The organism is Caulobacter sp. HJHS_5, assembly GCF_056683955.1.
Window position 1 is genome coordinate 185,200 of sequence record NZ_JBWZNC010000001.1, and the last position, 17,063, is coordinate 202,262.

Annotated in this window: 16 protein-coding genes; 10 read left to right on the top strand and 6 right to left on the bottom strand. The window is 65.8% G+C overall.

Going from position 1 to position 17,063, the window contains the following annotated elements:
• Window positions 1-14 precede the first annotated feature (14 nt).
• The 5 genes from ACFLIT_RS00940 to ACFLIT_RS00960 all read right to left on the bottom strand — a co-directional run bounded on the left by ACFLIT_RS00940 (window position 15) and on the right by ACFLIT_RS00960 (window position 3,815).
• On the bottom strand, window positions 15-368 hold the full coding sequence (locus ACFLIT_RS00940; RefSeq protein ID WP_479909301.1) for a hypothetical protein: 354 nt from the start codon (window positions 366-368) through the stop codon (window positions 15-17).
• A gap of 61 nt (window positions 369-429) precedes the next feature.
• Window positions 430-1,404: a copper homeostasis membrane protein CopD gene (gene copD, locus ACFLIT_RS00945; protein ID WP_479909302.1), complete on the bottom strand. Its 975-nt coding sequence runs from the start codon at window positions 1,402-1,404 to the stop codon at window positions 430-432.
• Window positions 1,405-1,407: 3 nt separating this feature from the next.
• The gene (gene copC / locus ACFLIT_RS00950) at window positions 1,408-1,776 is read right to left on the bottom strand and encodes a copper homeostasis periplasmic binding protein CopC (RefSeq protein ID WP_479909303.1); all 369 of its coding nucleotides are present in this window, start codon (window positions 1,774-1,776) and stop codon (window positions 1,408-1,410) included.
• 88 nt (window positions 1,777-1,864) lie between these two features.
• Window positions 1,865-2,146 carry a hypothetical protein gene (locus ACFLIT_RS00955; protein WP_479909304.1) on the bottom strand — a complete coding sequence of 94 codons (282 nt, stop codon included), beginning with the start codon at window positions 2,144-2,146 and terminating at the stop codon, window positions 1,865-1,867.
• Between the two features lie 214 nt (window positions 2,147-2,360).
• A complete protein-coding gene (locus tag ACFLIT_RS00960; RefSeq protein WP_479909305.1) occupies window positions 2,361-3,815 on the bottom strand; it encodes a methyltransferase regulatory domain-containing protein in 1,455 nt (484 codons plus the stop codon).
• Between the two features lie 374 nt (window positions 3,816-4,189).
• On the opposite strand from ACFLIT_RS00960, the gene ACFLIT_RS00965 reads away from it, so the two are divergent.
• The 10 genes from ACFLIT_RS00965 to virB11 all read left to right on the top strand — a co-directional run bounded on the left by ACFLIT_RS00965 (window position 4,190) and on the right by virB11 (window position 16,308).
• Window positions 4,190-5,734: a hypothetical protein gene (locus ACFLIT_RS00965; RefSeq protein WP_479909306.1), complete on the top strand. Its 1,545-nt coding sequence runs from the start codon at window positions 4,190-4,192 to the stop codon at window positions 5,732-5,734.
• An 84-nt stretch (window positions 5,735-5,818) separates the two neighbouring features.
• A complete protein-coding gene (locus tag ACFLIT_RS00970; RefSeq protein ID WP_479909307.1) occupies window positions 5,819-8,500 on the top strand; it encodes a TonB-dependent receptor domain-containing protein in 2,682 nt (893 codons plus the stop codon).
• Between the two features lie 117 nt (window positions 8,501-8,617).
• Window positions 8,618-9,211, top strand: a complete 594-nt coding sequence (locus ACFLIT_RS00975) for a lytic transglycosylase domain-containing protein (RefSeq protein WP_479909308.1) — start codon at window positions 8,618-8,620, stop codon at window positions 9,209-9,211.
• Window positions 9,212-9,216: 5 nt separating this feature from the next.
• Entirely contained in the window at window positions 9,217-9,522 is a 306-nt protein-coding gene (locus ACFLIT_RS00980) for a TrbC/VirB2 family protein (RefSeq protein WP_479909309.1), read from the top strand.
• Between the two features lie 9 nt (window positions 9,523-9,531).
• On the top strand, window positions 9,532-9,813 hold the full coding sequence (locus ACFLIT_RS00985) for a VirB3 family type IV secretion system protein (protein WP_479909310.1): 282 nt from the start codon (window positions 9,532-9,534) through the stop codon (window positions 9,811-9,813).
• Between the two features lie 13 nt (window positions 9,814-9,826).
• On the top strand, window positions 9,827-12,244 hold the full coding sequence (locus ACFLIT_RS00990) for a VirB4 family type IV secretion/conjugal transfer ATPase (protein WP_479909311.1): 2,418 nt from the start codon (window positions 9,827-9,829) through the stop codon (window positions 12,242-12,244).
• Window positions 12,241-13,404, top strand: a complete 1,164-nt coding sequence (locus ACFLIT_RS00995) for a TrbL/VirB6 family protein (protein WP_479909312.1) — start codon at window positions 12,241-12,243, stop codon at window positions 13,402-13,404. The genes ACFLIT_RS00990 and ACFLIT_RS00995 overlap by 4 nt, the downstream gene beginning before the upstream one ends.
• Window positions 13,401-14,189, top strand: a complete 789-nt coding sequence (locus ACFLIT_RS01000; protein WP_479909313.1) for a TrbG/VirB9 family P-type conjugative transfer protein — start codon at window positions 13,401-13,403, stop codon at window positions 14,187-14,189. The genes ACFLIT_RS00995 and ACFLIT_RS01000 overlap by 4 nt, the downstream gene beginning before the upstream one ends.
• Before the next feature lie 2 nt (window positions 14,190-14,191).
• Window positions 14,192-15,298 carry a TrbI/VirB10 family protein gene (locus tag ACFLIT_RS01005; protein WP_479909314.1) on the top strand — a complete coding sequence of 369 codons (1,107 nt, stop codon included), beginning with the start codon at window positions 14,192-14,194 and terminating at the stop codon, window positions 15,296-15,298.
• Window positions 15,295-16,308, top strand: a complete 1,014-nt coding sequence (gene virB11, locus ACFLIT_RS01010; protein ID WP_479909315.1) for a P-type DNA transfer ATPase VirB11 — start codon at window positions 15,295-15,297, stop codon at window positions 16,306-16,308. The genes ACFLIT_RS01005 and virB11 overlap by 4 nt, the downstream gene beginning before the upstream one ends.
• 12 nt (window positions 16,309-16,320) lie before the next feature.
• On the opposite strand, the gene ACFLIT_RS01015 is transcribed toward virB11, so the two are convergent.
• Window positions 16,321-16,899 carry a hypothetical protein gene (locus ACFLIT_RS01015; protein ID WP_479909316.1) on the bottom strand — a complete coding sequence of 193 codons (579 nt, stop codon included), beginning with the start codon at window positions 16,897-16,899 and terminating at the stop codon, window positions 16,321-16,323.
• Between the last annotated feature and the right edge of the window lie 164 nt (window positions 16,900-17,063).

Below are 17,063 nucleotides of genomic sequence, written 5' to 3' on the forward strand. Positions count from 1 at the left end.
AAGCGCGGCCGGCGTCAGGCGATGAGTCTGGGTGGTCGCTCGGCGCGCGGAGGCGGATGCGGCTTCAACGCGGCGCTAGGCGTCACCTCAAGCGGCGCCAGAAGCGCTGGCGGCGTATAGACCGCAGTTTCGGGGAGAGCGGCGACGATCCCGCACATGACGGCGCAGGCCTGGGCGCAGACCTTGTCGTTCATGGTCTTCGCGCCGTGGTCGCAGCAGGGATCGGCGGTCGCGCCGGCATCTTCATCGGCCGGTGTGGCCATGGCCATGCCCGGCATGCCGCCCATCGCCTCGGCGCAGGTCTGCTGGGCCGCGACGGCAGCGGCCGGGCTGTAGAGCAGGCCCAGGAGGGCGAAAAGGACGAGCAAGCGGCGCACGATCAAACGATAGCCTTGACCGTGACGGCGGTCGATGGGGCGCCGCGCCGGCTCACCGCGCAGACACCGGCGCCAGCATGCCGAACCATGCGACGAGGGCGAGGACGGCGAAGCCAAGGCTGGCCTCAAGCACCAGGCTGCGCCGAAGCCCGCGCACGGCGGTCTCCGTTTGCCCATCCGGGCTCAGCGGCGCGCCCAGATCGGGCGTCCAGCGACCACGGTTGAAATCGGCATTGCCCAGGGCAACGCCAAGATCGGGCGTCAAATGGAAACGATTGGCCGCGGCGAGCCCCAGCATGGCGAGGAAAACGACGAGCTTCAGGGACAAAAGCTGGCCGTAAGGCGTCGTCCAAAGGCCTGACAGCCGAGTGGGCCCAATGAGGAACCAGCTGTTGATCAGTCCGGTCGCCACCAGTGTGGCGACCAGGATGGAGCCGATACCGGCAAAGCCATGCAGCGCCTTGTGCAGCGCCGCGTCGCGTTGAGGATCCTGATGCTGCCTTCGGGTCGAGAGAAGCAGAAATACCGCCAGCGCTCCGACCCAGACCCCGGCGGCCAGGGCATGCAGGATGTCGGCAGCCAGATGCAGGCCGCCGCCAGGGCCTTCGGTGGCGGCGCCGTGTCCCATCCACGCGAAACTTACGCACGCTGCTGCGCCCGCCAGGGTGGCCGTGACCAGGGTTGAGCGACGAGGTGGGCTCAAGAGGAGCACGGCGAGGGCGATAGCCGCTGCTGCCGCGCGAACGAGGGCAGCGCGGCCAAGGCCCATGGTTGTGACAGCGGAAAGCGATGAAGGTTGGAGCCCTTCGGAGACCGATCCAGCCAACACGATAGTTTGGGCGACGAGGCCTAAGAGGCTGGCGATAAACAGGATCAGGGCGCTGCCCGCCAGGAGCGGCCGTATCCCGGGCAGCCGTGGCGGAAGGGCAGCGGGGAGAGCGTAAAGGCAGAAGAGCGAAGATCCAAACAGGATCGTCGCGCTTCCGTACTGAGCCAGTCGCAGGGGAATGACGGCCGGCTCGAGCACTGCCTATTTGACCGTGAAGTCGACGGCGCCGTCCATCTTGTGGCCGTCGCTGGAGGCTGCATGCCAGTTGATCTTGTAGACGCCCGGCATCAGCGCCGCTTGCGGCGTGCCGGTGATTGTCATGCCATCCTTGGACACGGCGGTCTTCACCGCCACGGCCATGTTGTTCATCGTGGGCATGACCAGCTCAAACTTCGAGAAAGCGGGGGTCAGCTTTTCGTTGAACGTCAGGCTAATGGTCTTGGGCGCCGCTACTGTGGCGTTAGCCGCGGGCGTCGACTTGACGAGGTGGGCGTGAGCCGAAGCCGTGCCGGCGATGAGCAGAGCCGCACAGGCGGCAATTCCGGCGGCGGCGAAATGGTAGTGGCGCATGCGGTTTCCTTAGCTGGACATTGTCCCTACGGAGGATACGCACCGCCTCGCGCGCGCCCCTCAAGCTGGCTTGAGGGGCGCGCCGTACTCACTGGGGCAGCTTGGCGTCACGCCATCGCCAACCTGACGGCGTAAGGCCTGCGGGCTTGTAGATCGACACAAGCGTGATCAGAACCAGCGTGATCGGGGCTGCGATCTCATCGACGGTCAACTGGCGTTGCACGGCGATGAGATCGGCCAGAATCGCCGTTTGCCCTTTTGGGACTGCGCCGACGCAACTGGTCGGTTGCATGTGGATCATGAGCGCCAGTGTCGCCGCCACGGTCAGGAACAGTTTGATCGGCAGCCAGTAGTGCCGAACCAGCCCCACGAGGTCCAATTGACTGGATGAGGCCGGTCGCAAAGGATGCCGGGCGGAAGGGAACCACCGACTACGGGATATCTCCGCGTGCGGGGCACGAACGGTTCGCCTATGCCATATGCGGCTGGCGAGGGATCGTGGTCGGATCTGTGACTCTATGCCAATCCGATCTTGCTGACTGTGGGATAGCGCGGCGGCCAAGCTGGCCCCGGCAGTTTGATCGCTAGAGTACGAGGCCCAACCTGCGCCACCGTGGAAGGGTGTCGCTCATGAACCCAGCCGCCAAAGCGTTGATCTCCTGTTTTTTGGGGGCGGCGGGCGGTGGCGAGTTCTGGCGCGCGCGGTTTCGCGCAGTCCACCGGTCGGTCAAGCCCTGCGCCAGGGCGGCGGTGTCGTTTGCGTCGACGGATGAGGTCAGCCAGGCGTCCAGCAACATTAGGTCGCTCGTCGTCGCCGTGATGGATGAGCCAAGAGTGGCGGCCGCGAGATGGTCGTAGGGCAATCCTCGGGTCGCGCCGCGCGCGAGGGTCGCGTTGAGCGCCTGGGTTTTAGTCGCATCGCCGGGTTCGGCCGAGACCACCGCCAGGACTTGGGCGTGAAGGAGTAAGAGAAGGATTTGCAGCGCGTTCGCCTGGCCTTGCTGACGCAGGCTGGGGAGCGCCAAAAGATCCTGGATCGTGCGCGATCCGGCAGCCAGGGCGTCGAGCGTTTCGGCGAAGGCCGGGCGCTGAAGACCAATCTCGCCGAACGTCGTCCTGACCTCGACATCGCCAACGCTGGGCCGCGACAGCCGGTGAAGACGAGTCTGGCCAATCATCGTAGCATCGGGCTTGGCCCTGTCGTGCGGCTCGCGCACGAAGATGTCGCGGCGGAAGAACTGGTTGATCACGAAATCCTGGACGTCCTGCCGGACGCGACCGTCGGGCTGGTTCAGGATGGATACACGCAAGGGCGGCGGCAGGACCGATGGCAGCATGGTCTCCGCTAGAGTCGCCGAGCCCGCATAGCTGAGGTTCGCTCCCGCAAGTTCCTTGGCGACTTCTGAATGCCACAGGGGATGCCAGTTTTCGTGCAGATACTCACCGACCAGATAGCTAGTGCTCCGGGTTTTCACGGAGTCCAACCGGGCCTTGAGTCCGGGTAGAATCTGAAACGTGGCGGCGCCGCCGGCTCGTAGCTGGTCGAATAGGCCGATGGAGTCATCGAGCACTGCTCGGCTGGGTTTGCCGGTGGTTTCTTTGAGTAGGCGGGTGATGTGTTGGAAAGGGACCGTGCCGAGCCAACCCGGCTGGGCGTTATAGCCGTTGTAGACCAACCCTCCCTCCGCTGTGGCGTGGCGTAGGCATCCTACGACAGCCTCGCGGACCTTGGGCGATATCCAACTGTAGATGCCGTGTAGGGCGACGTAGTCGAAAACACCGAAGTCACTTGGCCAAGCGGCCGCCAAGGCGACGAAATCATCTCCACTAAACCGGATGTTTGTGAGCCCAGCCGCCGCCGCGAGCCCTTCAGCATGGGCGATATGCTCCGGCAGAAAGTCGATGCCGACAAATTCAGCCTGCTGGTTTGCGGCCGCGAGCAAGCAAAGGTTGGTGCCTTGGCCGCAGCCAAGCTCCAAGTAGCGGAACGCGGGAGAACGCCGGCGAAGGGGCGGAGCAAGGCCAGCAACCGCGCGCAAAAATCCAGCCAGTCGGGCGCCATCTCAGGGCAGAAGCTGTGTGCGTAACCGACGGACGTGTCATAGCCGTGAGACAAGTCGGTCATTGCGTGCCGCCTGAAAGGTGAGGTCTCCACCGGATCTACGAGAAGCCCTGCACCTCGACAATCGCAGACTGCCAAACCATCAATCTGTGACGATAAATGACATATATTTCAATACTATATTGCGCTTTGCAGCGGTTGAGCAGAGCCTTCTTCGCATTTCGATTGTGACGCTTTTGTTGTTGAAAAGTTGGTGTCTGGCTTTTCAGATTAAGTGTCACATATCGTCCATAGGACCCTCGGCTGACGCGAGTTTTCGAGCTTCGCGGCGGCACGCAAAGGGGGGTTCCCGTGAAACTGTTCAAGACCATGATCCTGGTAGGGGCGAGCGCCCTGGCCCTCTCCGGCTGCGGTCCGGAAGACATCTCGTCGCCGGGCACCGGCGGCAATGTCACCATCAACAACGGCACGGGCGGCACCGGCGGCACGGGTGGAACGGGCGGAACGGGCACCTTGGTGACGGCCGCCTCGGGCTGCCCCACCATTGCCGATCCCCAAGGCCTGAAGGATGACGGCACCATCACCGGCCCGACCGGCACCTGGCGCGTCTGCACCCTGCCGGCCCGTATCAAGACCTCCATTACCCTGACCAAGCTGCCTGGCCTGCTCTATCAACTGCCGGGCCGCGTCGACGTCGGCACCGACGGCGGATTCACCAAGACCGCCGCCGACACCAATGTCACCCTGACCATCGAGCCGGGCGTGATCATCTACGGCGGCACGGGCGTGTCCTGGCTGGCCGTCAACCGCGGCAACAAGATCAACGCCGTCGGCACCGCCGCCAAGCCGATCATCTTCACCAGCCGCGACAACGTTCTCGGCCTCAACACCGAAACCTCGCAAGGCCAGTGGGGCGGCGTCGTGCTCATGGGTCGCGGCAAGATCACCGACTGCACCAGCGGCTCAACGGGCGCGGGCACCTGTGAGCGCCAGACCGAAGGTTCGGCCGACCCGGCGCTCTATGGCGGCGCGGATGACGCCGACAACAGTGGCCGCATGTCCTACGTGCAAATCCGTTACTCGGGTTACGTCCTTGGCGCGGACAAGGAACTGCAGTCCCTGACCACCGAAGGCGTCGGCAGCGGCACCGTGCTCGACCACATCATGAGCTACAACAGCTCGGACGACGGCGCTGAATTCTTCGGCGGCGTGGTCAACATGAAGTACTACATCGCCGTTGGCGCCGACGATGACAGCCTCGACGCCGACACCGGCATCCGCGGCAACTTCCAGTATGGCCTGCTGCTCCAGCGCTCCGGCGCCGGCGACGCCATGATGGAAATCGACAGCAACGGCTTCGAGACGGACAGCCCGCGCCAGACCCTGAAAATCTCCAACTTCACGGGCGTGCAGCCAGCGGTCACCGCCAACAACGAAGCCAACGATCAGGCCTCCATCCTGATCCGCGGCAACGCCGATGTGACCCTGACCAACTCGGTCATCGTCTCGCCGAACAACGAATGCATCCGTCTGAACGGTACGGGCGCCACGCCCGCCACTCTGACGGCGCGTTCGACGGTGCTGACCTGTAACGCCACCAAGTACCTCGGCACGGGCAGCTACAATGCCGCGGCCACCGCCAGCCAATTCGGCGCCGGTGCCAACAACAACCGCGACGACTTCGTCTCGACCCTGGCCAGCCTGTTCACCAACGGCGCCAACGAGAACGGCGTCGCGGCCTTCGCGGTCAGCGGGCTGGATCCCTTCTTCACCGCTACCACCAATATCGGCGCGGTCAAGGACAGCGCTGACAGCTGGTGGTCGGGTTGGGCCTGCAGCAGCGGCCTGGCCAGCCTCGGTTCGACCAGCGCCTGCACCTCGCTGCCGACGAATTAACCAGCCGCGCTTCGCAAGCGAAGAGGGGGCGGCTGGAGACGGCTGCCCCCTCCCTTTTTTCCAATTCCCCGGGGGGATGAGATTATGACCAAGCGGCGGCTAACTTCGCTTTTGCTGCTTTCGACCGCGCTCAGCCTGCCAGCGTTCGCCCATGCGGCTGAGCTGCAGGATGCTGCGGCGCCTCGCGCCGTGTCGGCCAACGACGCCGCGGCGGCCGCGCAGGCCCGCGTGGCCGCGCCCTCGCAACCTGATGTCTCCATCCCAGGCATGGTGGACGAGATCGTCGTTGTCGCCCGCACCAACAGCAACATCACGCAAGTGGGTTCGCAGGTTGTGCAGGTGCTTTCGAACGCCGAAATCCAACGCACCGGCGAAGGCAATATCGCTGGCGCTCTGAGCCGGGTGACCGGTCTCAGCCTGGTGGGCAGCGGCTATGTCTACGTGCGCGGTCTGGGCGACCGCTATTCGCTGGCGCTGCTGAACGGCTCGCCTTTGCCCAGCCCCGAGCCGCTGAAGCGTGTGGTGCCGCTGGACTTGTTTCCCAGCAGCCTGATCGCCTCGACCCTGGTGCAAAAAAGCTATTCGGCCAACTTCCCCGGCGAGTTCGGCGGCGGTGTCGTCAATTTGACGACGCGCGCGATCCCGGAAGAAACCTATTTCACCATGGGCGGCTCGGTCGGCGGCGACACCGAGACCACCGGCCACCTCGGCAACGTCTACTACGGCAGCAAGACCGACTGGAGCGGCTACGACAACGGCAACCGCGACACGCCCTCCGCCCTGGCCTCATTCCTGGCGAGCGGTGAGCGGATCAGCTCGGGCAAGGTCGATACCGCCGCGATCGCCAGCCAACTGGTCACCGGCCGCAACGCCGTGCTGCAACGCTGGGGCGCGCTGCCGGCGAACTACTCGGCCAGCCTGGCGGCCGGCAAGCCTTTCGATATCGGCGATGTCCATCTGGGCGTGATCGCCGCCGGCGGCTTCAGCAACCGCTACATTTCCCGTGACGCCGTCAACCAGACCTCGCTGCAGGGCGACCTTGAAACCCTGGAGTCGGATTTCCAGCGCGTCACCACCGACAACCGCATGGTCGTCAATGGCCTGCTCGGCCTCAGCGCCGACTTCGGCGACAACCGGGTGCGTTGGACGAACGTCTATATCCACGACACCATCAAGCACTCGCGCCTGAGCCTCGGCCAACGCCACGGCACGACCGTCGACTACCAGCAGCAGGACACCGCCTGGTACGAGCGCCAGCTGCTCAACAGCCAGGTGGTCGGCGAGTTTAAGCCGACCGACAACCTGAGCCTCGATGTCCGGGTGAGCCGCGCCATCTCCAAGCGCGATGCGCCGGCCGAGCTGTCGTTCGAGTATGTCCGCACCAATACCACGGCGGACCCCTACGGCGCCTACTTCATCAACCGGCTGAACAACGGGAACCGCGGCGACGCGACGATCAGCTACTCCAATCTTGAGGAAAAGCTGTGGTCGGGCGGCCTGGACGCCACCTACAAGTTCCTGCCGAACTTTTCGGCCACGGTCGGCTACGCCTATTCGGACACCAACCGCGAAAGCTCGCGCCGCGACTTCCAGTTCCAGGCGCCTAACAGCTTCCCGGGCGGCGTGGACATGCTGCGGCCCGACTATCTGCTGGCCCCGGCGATCATCAAGAACTTCGGCGTTCAGCTGATCGAGACCAACGAAGGCAACCCGGCCTTCCTGGCCACGCTGCGCAACCACGCGGCCTATGCCAAGGTCAACGGTCAGGTCTTCGACAGCCTGCAGTATGACTTCGGCGTTCGCTACGAGACGGCCAAGGAGACGGTGTCGCCGATCCAGGTGTTCACCACGCCCGGCGCCTCGTTGGCCGGGACCGATCTCGACAAGTCCTACTGGCTGCCTGCCGCGACCCTGACCTGGGAGTTCGCCCAGGACATGCAGCTTCGGGTCAATGCGTCGAAGACCATCGCCCGCCCGCAGTTCCGCGAACTGATCTACCAGTTCTATTTCGACCCCGACAGCAACCGCACCTATCGCGGCAACCCGCTGCTGGTCGACAGCGAGCTGACCAACGCCGAAGCCCGCTACGAGTATTACTTCGGTCGCGGTCAACGCATAACGGCGGCCGGCTTCTTCAAGGATATCGAGAAGCCGATCGAGGCCTATGTCGTCGGCGAGGACTTCACGACCAGCTTCGCCAATGCGCCCAAGGCGCGTCTCTACGGCGTCGAGCTGGAAGGGGTGAAGAACTGGGACCTGTCCGGTTGGAGCAATGGCTTCTGGGCCAGCCGCCAGCTCGTCACCATCGCCAACTATACCTATTCGAAATCCGAGCTGACAGTCGGTGAGAACGACGTGGTCCGGGCCTTCGCGGTCAGCTCCACCAAGGCGACCGACTTCTTCCGTGACGGCGCGCCCCTGACCGGGCAGTCGGACCATCTGGTGAACCTCGAGTTCAGCCTCGAGAACCAGGACCACCTGTCGCAGCAAACCCTGCTGATCAACTACGCCAGCAAACGGGTCACCAGCCGCGGTCTGGCGAACACCGGCCAGCCCGACATCTTCGAGGATCCGGGCGTTCGTATCGACTTCGTCGCACGCCAAGGAATCGAGGTCGCGGGGCGAGAGCTTGAACTGAAGTTCGAAGCTCGCAACCTGACCGGACAAAAGTACGAAGAGTATCAAAGCGCGGACGGCAACCGTGTTGACATCAACACCTATGATGTCGGTCGCTCCTTCAACCTGACTGCGCAGGTTAAGTTCTAAGAGTGTCGGCCGGGAAGGCGTCATTTTGATGCTTTCCCGGTGTTTTTCTCGTTGAAATGTGACGATCATCACAAAAGGTTCTTGTAGTTGTCGTACTCCCAAACGGGGAGGAAACGGATGTCTCGCTCACTGAAAATCGCGGTCTTGGCCGTCGGCGCACTTGGCGTCACGAGCGTCTCGGCCCGCGCCCAGGTTCTGCAGATCGACGGCCAGAACGCCCGTTGGGTCGGCGGCGCGACATCGATGACGGCGCCGGGAGAGGCGACCGCAGGATCGGCAGCGCCGGAGGATCCGGCTTTTACGCAAGCGGTGACCGCAGCGGGACCTGATCAGTGGCGAGCGTCCGTCGCCGCCCTGGCGGCCAAGTACGATATCAGCCCCGCGCTGCTTGAGGCGGTCATCTGGCAGGAGAGCCGGTGGCGCGCAGGCGCGACCTCCACGGTCGGCGCGCACGGGCTAGCCCAGTTGATGCCGGGGACGGCTCGGGACCTCGGTGTCGATATCCGCGACCCCAACGCAAACCTCGAAGGCGGGACGCGATACCTGCGCATGCAGCTCGACGCCTTCGGCGGCGACGTCGAGAAGGCGCTGGCCGCCTACAACGCCGGCCCCCGGCGCGTCGGCCAGGCTGGCGGCGTCCCCAATATTCCAGAAACCCGCGCCTATGTGGCGGCCATCATGGCGCGTCTTTCCGACAGCGTCCGGAGATAGTTGAGATGTCCAAATCGCGCCTTGCGAGCCTTGCCGCGGCCATCGTCGCCGCCCCGCAACTGGCCCATGCCCAAGCCGTGGCCAACCCGCAGGGGTCGGGACCGATCGTGGCGGCCCTGTCCTGGATACAGGGCACATTGATGGGCAACGTCGCCACCGCCATCGCGGTGATGGCGGTCGCCGCCGTCGGTTTCATGATGCTGACCGGCCGGATCAACTGGCGCTTCGCGGCGACCGTCATCGTCGGTTGTTTCATCCTGTTCGGGGCAGGGGCCATCGTGGCGGGCATCCAGTCCGCGTCGGTGGGCTGAGCGATGACCATGGAGATCGCTCGCTTCACCGTACACCGGGCGTTGACCCGGCCGCAGATGTTCGCGGGCGTGACCTACAGCTTCTTCATCATCAACGCGGCGGTCACGACCGAGGCGTTTCTGATCACCAAGAGCTTCCTCGCCTTGCCGATCGCTCTCCTGGTTCACGCCATCGGCTATCTCGCGAGCCTGCGCGAGCCCCGCATATTCGACCTCTGGCTGACCAAGGTCAGCCGTTGCCCGCGCGTCAAGAATTGGCGTCGCTGGGGCTGCAACAGCTACGCCGCCTGAAGGGGCCTGCACCATGAGCATGTTCGACATGAGCGGTTGGGCCAAGAAGGAAGCGCTGGCTGGCGACCGACTGCCCTACAAAGCCCTGCTCGACGAAAACACCGTCCTCCTGCGGGACGGATCGATCATGTTGTCGTTGCTGGTGCCAGGCTTCAGCTTCGAGACCGCCGATACAGCCGAACTTAACGCCCATGCGGCGACGCGCGAGCTCCTGCTGCGCAGCGCGCTCGATGCGCGGTTTGTCCTCTACCACCATGTGGTGCGCCGCCGGGTGCAGGTCGAACTTGACGGGGCCTTCGCCGATCCGCTGGCCGCCCACATCGATGCCCGCTGGCGCGCCAAACTTTCGAGCGGCTCGCTGTTCGTCAACGACCAGTTCGTGACCCTGATCCGCCGTCCGGCCCGCGGCAAGACCGGCTGGGCCGAACGCGTGGCGCGCATGCTGCAGCCCAACCGCGCTGAGGACGGCGGCCCGACGCCGCAGGATGTACGTGATCTGCGCGCCGCCGCCAACGCCATGGTCGCCTCGCTCAACGGCTATGGCGCGCGCCTGCTCGGGGACTATCAAGGCGCTTCGGGTCAGTGCTCCGAAATCCTGGAATTCCTGTCCTCGCTCTACAACGGCGAGATGCGGCCGGTGCGTAAGCCCGCGCCGCACACCGACATCGGCCGCATGCTGCCCTATCGGCGCATCAACTTCGGCATGGACACCCTGGAGCTGAAGGACGCCGGCGGCGGCAGCTTCGCCGCCCTGATCTCGCTCAAAGACTATCCGGACACCACGGCGCCCGGCATCACCGACGCCTTGCTGCGTATGCCGTGCGAACTGGTGCTGACGGAGAGCTATGCACCGTCGGACCGGCAAATTTCGCGCGAACGCATCGATCTCGCCATCCGCCGGCTGCGATCCGCCGACGAAGAAGCCATGGCGGAACGGTCCGAGCTGCATGCAGCGCGCGACGCCCTGGGCGGCGGCGCGGTCGGGTTCGGCGACCACCATCTCTCCGTGCTCGTGCGGGCCGACCGGCTCGACACCATCGATCAACTCGCGGCAGCCTGCGCGGCGGCCCTCGGCGACGCCGGCGCGGTTGCGGTGCGCGAGGAGGTCAATCTCGAGCCCGGTTTCTGGGGCCAGATGCCTGGGAACGAAGCCTATATCGTCCGCAAGGCGCTGATCTCTTCCGCCAACATGGCCTGTTTCGGATCGTTCCACGGCTTTGCCCTGGGGCAGGCTGAGGGGAACCATTGGGGCGACCCCGTCACGGTGCTAGAGACCACCAGCGCCACGCCCTTCTTCTTCAACTTCCACACCGGCGATCTCGGCAACTTCTCGGTCATCGGCCCGTCCGGCTCCGGCAAGACGGTGGTGATGAACTTCCTCGCCGCCCAGGCCCAGCGCTTCGAGCCTCGCACGGTGCTGTTCGACAAAGATCGTGGCGCGGAGGTCTTCGTCCGTGGGATCGGTGGTCGCTACAGCCGCATCGCCGCCGGCCAGCCGACTGGCTTCAACCCCCTGGCCCTGGCCGACACCCCCCACAACCGCGCCTTCCTCCGCGACTGGCTGACGGTGCTGTTGGCGGCGAACGGTCCCGAAGAGCTCGCGACGATCGCCTCGGCCGTGGACGCCGCCTACATCAACGACGCGGCCTTCCGCCGCCTGTCCCACTTCCGCGAACTGCTCGCCGGCGCCCGTCGGCCTCAGCCGGGCGACCTGGCGCACCGCCTCGACGCCTGGATCAGCGGCGGCGAACATGGCTGGCTCTTCGACAACGCCGAAGACCGTCTCGACCTTTCGGCCAAGACGTTGGGCTTCGACATGACGGCGTTGCTGGAGACGCCGCGCCTGCGCACGCCGGTGATGATGTACCTCTTCCACCGGATCGAGGAGCGGCTTGACGGCCAACCGACGATGATCCTGATCGACGAAGGCTGGAAAGCGCTCGACGACGAGGTGTTCGCGGCGCGCATCCGCGACTGGCTGAAGACCCTGCGCAAGCGCAACGCCCTGGTCGGCTTCGCGACGCAGTCGGCGCGTGACGCGCTGGACAGCCGCATATCCACCGCCTTGGTCGAACAAACCGCGACGATGATCTTCATGCCGAATGCCCGCGCCCGGCCCGAGGATTACTGCGACGGCTTCGGCCTCACCGAGCACGAACTCGATGTGATCCGCACCCTGCCGGCCCACAGCCGCTGCTTCCTCGTTCGACAGCCGGACGCGTCGGTCGTTGTCCGCCTCGACCTGTCGGACATGCCGGAGGTGTTAACGGTGCTGTCCGGCCGCGAAAGCATTGTGCGCCGGCTCGACAACCTCCGCGCCACCCATGGCGATGCGCCTACCGCTTGGTACGGCGCTCTCACCGGCGCGCCATGGCCCGGCCTCGATGATGGTGATCGCACGCGCCCGGTCTGGACGGAGGCCGCTGAATGAGCGGCTGCGACGATCTCGTTCAGGGCGCCTCGGCCGGCGTCGCCGCGTCGCTTCGCGCTGTCGACTGCGTCAGCGCCGAGACGACGGCGAGCGCCTTTTCGCGCCTGTTCGGCACGCACGGCGCGCTGCTGCCCGCCCTGACCCTGGTGCTGACGCTCTATGTCGCATCTTTTGCTCTGCTCCTGATTACCGGGCGCTCGTCGCTCAGCGTGCGAAGTCTGACGCCGCGAATGATCACCCTCGGCGTCGTACTGACCTTCTCGACGAGCTGGGTCGCCTACCAGAGCGTCGTCTGGAACCTGGCGACCGGCGCTCCCGACCAGATCGCGGGCATTCTGTTGGGTTCGCCCGGCTCGGCGACGCAGATGTTCGCCGATCGCATCGACATCCTGTTCAACGCCATATCCGAGACGGCGAGTACGGTGACGCAAGGTGCGCCGCGCACCGGGGCGGGGTCGTTCACGCCGGGCAATCTGATGTGGCTCGGCGCCATGCTGCTTATGCTCGGGACTGTTGGCCTGCTGGTGACCGTGCGCATCGCCCTTGCGGTGCTGCTCGCGCTCGGGCCGGTGTTCATCACCTTCGTGCTCTTCCCCGGCACACGCGGGCTGTTCGTCGGCTGGCTGCGCGCCGTGGTGCTGATGGCGATCACCCCGCTGCTCGCGGTGCTTGGCGGCGTTCTGATGATCGAGCTTGCCGTCCCCGTGGTGGCGGCTTTGCGGGGGTCTGACGGCGTCGACGGCCGCGCGGCAATGGCGCTGTTCGTGATCGCCGCCGTGCATTGCGCCCTGATGACCCTGGCCATCCGCGTCGCTACGACCACAGTCGGCGCCTGGCGCGTGTTCGGTCTGGGCGGGGCGGGGGAGGGACGCTCCTCTTCGTCCCGCGCCGAGACCAGCGCGCCGGCGACGCCGCCACCCGTCATCCCCTACGCCGGTTCTTCGCGTTCAAGGGCCTTGGTGGCTGGACTTCCCCAACTGGGCGGGGCGAGCCCAAACGCCTCTCCCGCCGAGGCCGGCGGGTCGAGGCGGGTTCGTAACATCGTGATTCCGGCGGTCGCGAGCGGCGCATCAATGCGCCCCGTTGCGCCTCGTCGGGCGCGCGGGATCGGCAGCCGCTTCGCCAGCCGTCCCGCGCCGCAGAAGGAGTTTATCAGATGAACCTGCGACAGATGCTGATCGCGGCCGCTCTTCTCGGTGCAATGGCGGCTCCGGCTCACCCCGAAGACGCCCGCCTTCTGACTCGCCTCTACAATCCCACCGATGTCGTGGTGCTCGAAGGCCGCGCCGGGGTGCAGGCGACCATCGTGTTCGGCGATGACGAGCACATCGAGAATGTCGCTATCGGGGATTCGACTAGCTGGCAGGTGACGCCGAACAAGCGGGCCAACCTGCTGTTCGTCAAACCCTTGGGCGTGAAGGCCCGCACCAACATGACGGTGGTCACCGATCGCCACATGTACGTCTTCGACCTGGTGGCCAACGGAACTGGCGCGCCTTTCTACGTGCTGCGCTTCACCTATCCCGACGAGCCGAAGCCCGCGCCGCGGCTGGCGGGCGCGGTGACGGCGGAAGAGGCGCAGGCCATCGCCAGCCCGCCTCAGGAAGCGGCGCCCGCGCCGACGCCGGTGCGGACACCGCCCAACTTCGCCTGGCGCACCGAGGGCAGCCGCAAGCTGATGCCTTCGCGGATCTACGACGACGGCGTCGCCACCTACATGCTCTGGCCGCCATTGGCCGCCATACCCGCGATCCTGACCCGCAACGACAAGGGCCAGGAGGGCGCCGTCAACTACGCCGTTCGCGGCGAGATGCTCGTGCTCGACAGCGTGCCGCGAACCATCGTGCTGCGCTCCGGCCGTGAAATGGCCACCCTTGAAAACAAGACGGCGGCGTCCGAGCCCGCCTCGCCCAAGCTCGCTGAAATGCGGCCGCAAGGACAATGACCATGCGCGACACTCTGCGCCGCCACGAGCGCCTGAATATCGCCAACGATACCGATCCGCGGGGCGGAGAGGGCGCCACGGTCATCAGCCTGGCGACCCGCAGCGCCATGCCCGTGGTCACCCAGCGCAAGCCCGGGTCTGAGGCGCTCAGCCTGTTCGCGGGCGTCGCTGTCGTGGGTCTCCTGGGCGTGGTGACGATGTGGACCTTGAGCAAGTCGCCGAAGCCGCGCGGTTCCGCCGCGCCCGCCGCCGCGCAGTCGCAAGCGCCGGTTCGCGGTGTTGAGGTCGAGACCGCGCCGCCGGTGCCGTCCCAGGCGATCACCATCCCCAGCCAGCAGGCCTTCACCCCACTGCCGGCCGGCGGCCCCCAAGTCGCCCCGGCGCCGGTGAGCAACCCGCTCTCGACACCGACCGTGCTGTTCGACGCCAGCGCTCTGCCCGCCCCGTCCCCAGCGGCCATCGCCACAGGAGCGACCGCTCCGGGCGCCACCGCCGGGTCCAACGATGACTTCGCGGCCCGCATCGGCGGCATCGGCGGCACGACCAGCGTCGCTGCGGCGGGGATCAATCCCCAGACCACCGTTACCCAGGGCACCCTGATTTCTGCCATTCTCGAAACGGCGATCGACACCGATGTGCCGGGGTATGTCCGCGCGGTCGTCTCTTCGGATGTCCGGGGCTTCGACGGCAGCCGCGTCATGGTGCCCCGCTCCTCCCGCCTGATCGGCCAGTACAAGAGCGGCATGCAGGCGGGTCAGAAGCGCGCCTACATCATCTGGACCCGCCTCATTCGCCCGGATGGCGTTTCGGTGAACATCTCCTCGCCGGCCATCTCTTTCGCGGGCGAGACCGGTCTCGACGGCGAGGTGAACAACCATTTCTTCGAGCGCTTCGGCTCGGCCATGTTGCTTTCGGTGGTCGGCGGTCTGTCGGCCCTGGGAGGGAGCAGCGGCACGTCGGTGGTGATCGGCGGCCAGACCCAATCGGCGGCGGCGGCGGCGGTCAGCCAGGCCGGGCAGATCGGCCCCACCGTGCGGGTGCGCCAAGGCGAGCCGATCCGGGTATTCACCGCCCGCGATCTCGATTTCTCCAAGGTGGTGACGCAGTGACCGAGACCGCCAGCGTCATTCAGCTGGCCGGCGCCCACGACCAGCCCCTTCCGCGAAGCGTCTACCTCGACGCCTATCTCGCGCCGTTCCGCCGGTGGTTGGACACCGAAACCGTCACCGAAATCCTCGTCAACCGCCCCGGCGAGGTCTGGGTGGAAGACAGCGCCCAGCCGGGCATGCAGCGGATCGCCCTGCCCGAGCTGACCAATGTCCTGTTGCAGCGCCTGGCCGAGCAGGTCGCCCGCGCCAGCCACCAGGGCATCAATCGCGAACACCCTCTGCTTTCAGCCACCCTGCCGGACGGCGAACGCATCCAGCTTTGCGGCCCGCCGGCGACGCGGGGCGATTGGGTGGTGGCCATCCGTCGGCACCGCCAGCTCAATCTGCCACTGGACGCCTATGACCATGGGCCGCTCGAAGTCGCTCCCGAACGGCCCGCGCTCGATGCGGCGGCTCAGCCCATCGCCTTCCTTAAGGACGCCATCGACCGCCGCCAGACGATCCTGATCTCCGGCGGCACCTCCACCGGCAAGACGACCTTCCTCAACGCGATGCTGCGCGAACTGCCCGCCGAGGAGCGTGTCATCTTCGTCGAGGACTCGGCCGAGCTGCAGCTTCATGGCGCCAATGGCGTGGGTCTGATCGCGGTGCGTGGTGAACTTGGCGAGGCGCGGGTCTCGACCGACGATCTCGTCCAGGCGGCGCTGCGCCTGAGGCCCGACCGCATTGTGCTCGGCGAGCTGCGCGGCAAGGAGACGGTCAGTTTCCTGCGCGCGATCAACACCGGCCACCCCGGCTCGTTTTCGACCGTCCACGCCAACACCCCGCGCGGCGCCCTCGACCAGATCGCGCTGATGGCGATGCAGACCGGGATTGGCCTGACGCGCACCGAGACGGTGGACTACGCGGCCTCGGTGATCGACGTCATTGTTCAGCTCGAGCGCCGGCAGGGACAGCGGCGGATCGCTTCGGTGGTCTACGCCAGGGATGTGGTCGGCCGCGCCGCTTGATCGTGTGACCAGCTAGGACAGCGAGGGTGAAGGCCCATCTTCATGGGGTTCGGACCTGATCTCACGCTCTTCGTCGTCGGCGCGCCAGTATAGCGCCGAACCATCCACCGCGACGCGGATCGACTTGGCGAGTTTCTCCAACGAGCTGTCGATCGCGGCCAGACGCGCGGTCTGGCTGGAGGGGGCCTTGTTGAGTTTCGCCTCAAGCTGGAGCCTTCGAATGTCCGACGCGAGGGTCTTCAGGGACTGGGTTGTGCGCCGAAGGATGATGCGGTCGCCCTTTGAGAAGGCGACAGGCGCACCGAGGCGGCAGCGTATTAGGGCGTGAATCCACATGCTGCGGCTCATGCCGCGCGACGCGCAGGCCTCGTCGAGGGCGGTGGCTTCCTGTTCCGTGAGCGCGACCTCGACAAGGTTATGTCTGGTCGGAGTGACGGCTGCGGCGGTGTTGTGAGCGGGCGGCCTCAACCGTCCTGCAAGCAGTTCCCCGACCATCCAACGCACCAGCGCGCTCCGACCGCCGCAGGCCTCGGCATGCTGGTCGAACTTCGCTGCATCGCGCGGGAAAAGCTGGAAGGTGATCTTCAGCATCAGGCGTCGGAGGAGCTCCTTGAGGCCACAATCGATGCCTCAACCAACTCTCGCAATATCTAACGATTCTAGAAATAGTGAAATATGGAATCGTCAGAATGGTCCGTTATTTTGCCTTCGAATTTCGTGGGTTAGACGCGCTCCGCCAGCCAGCCAGAATTCCG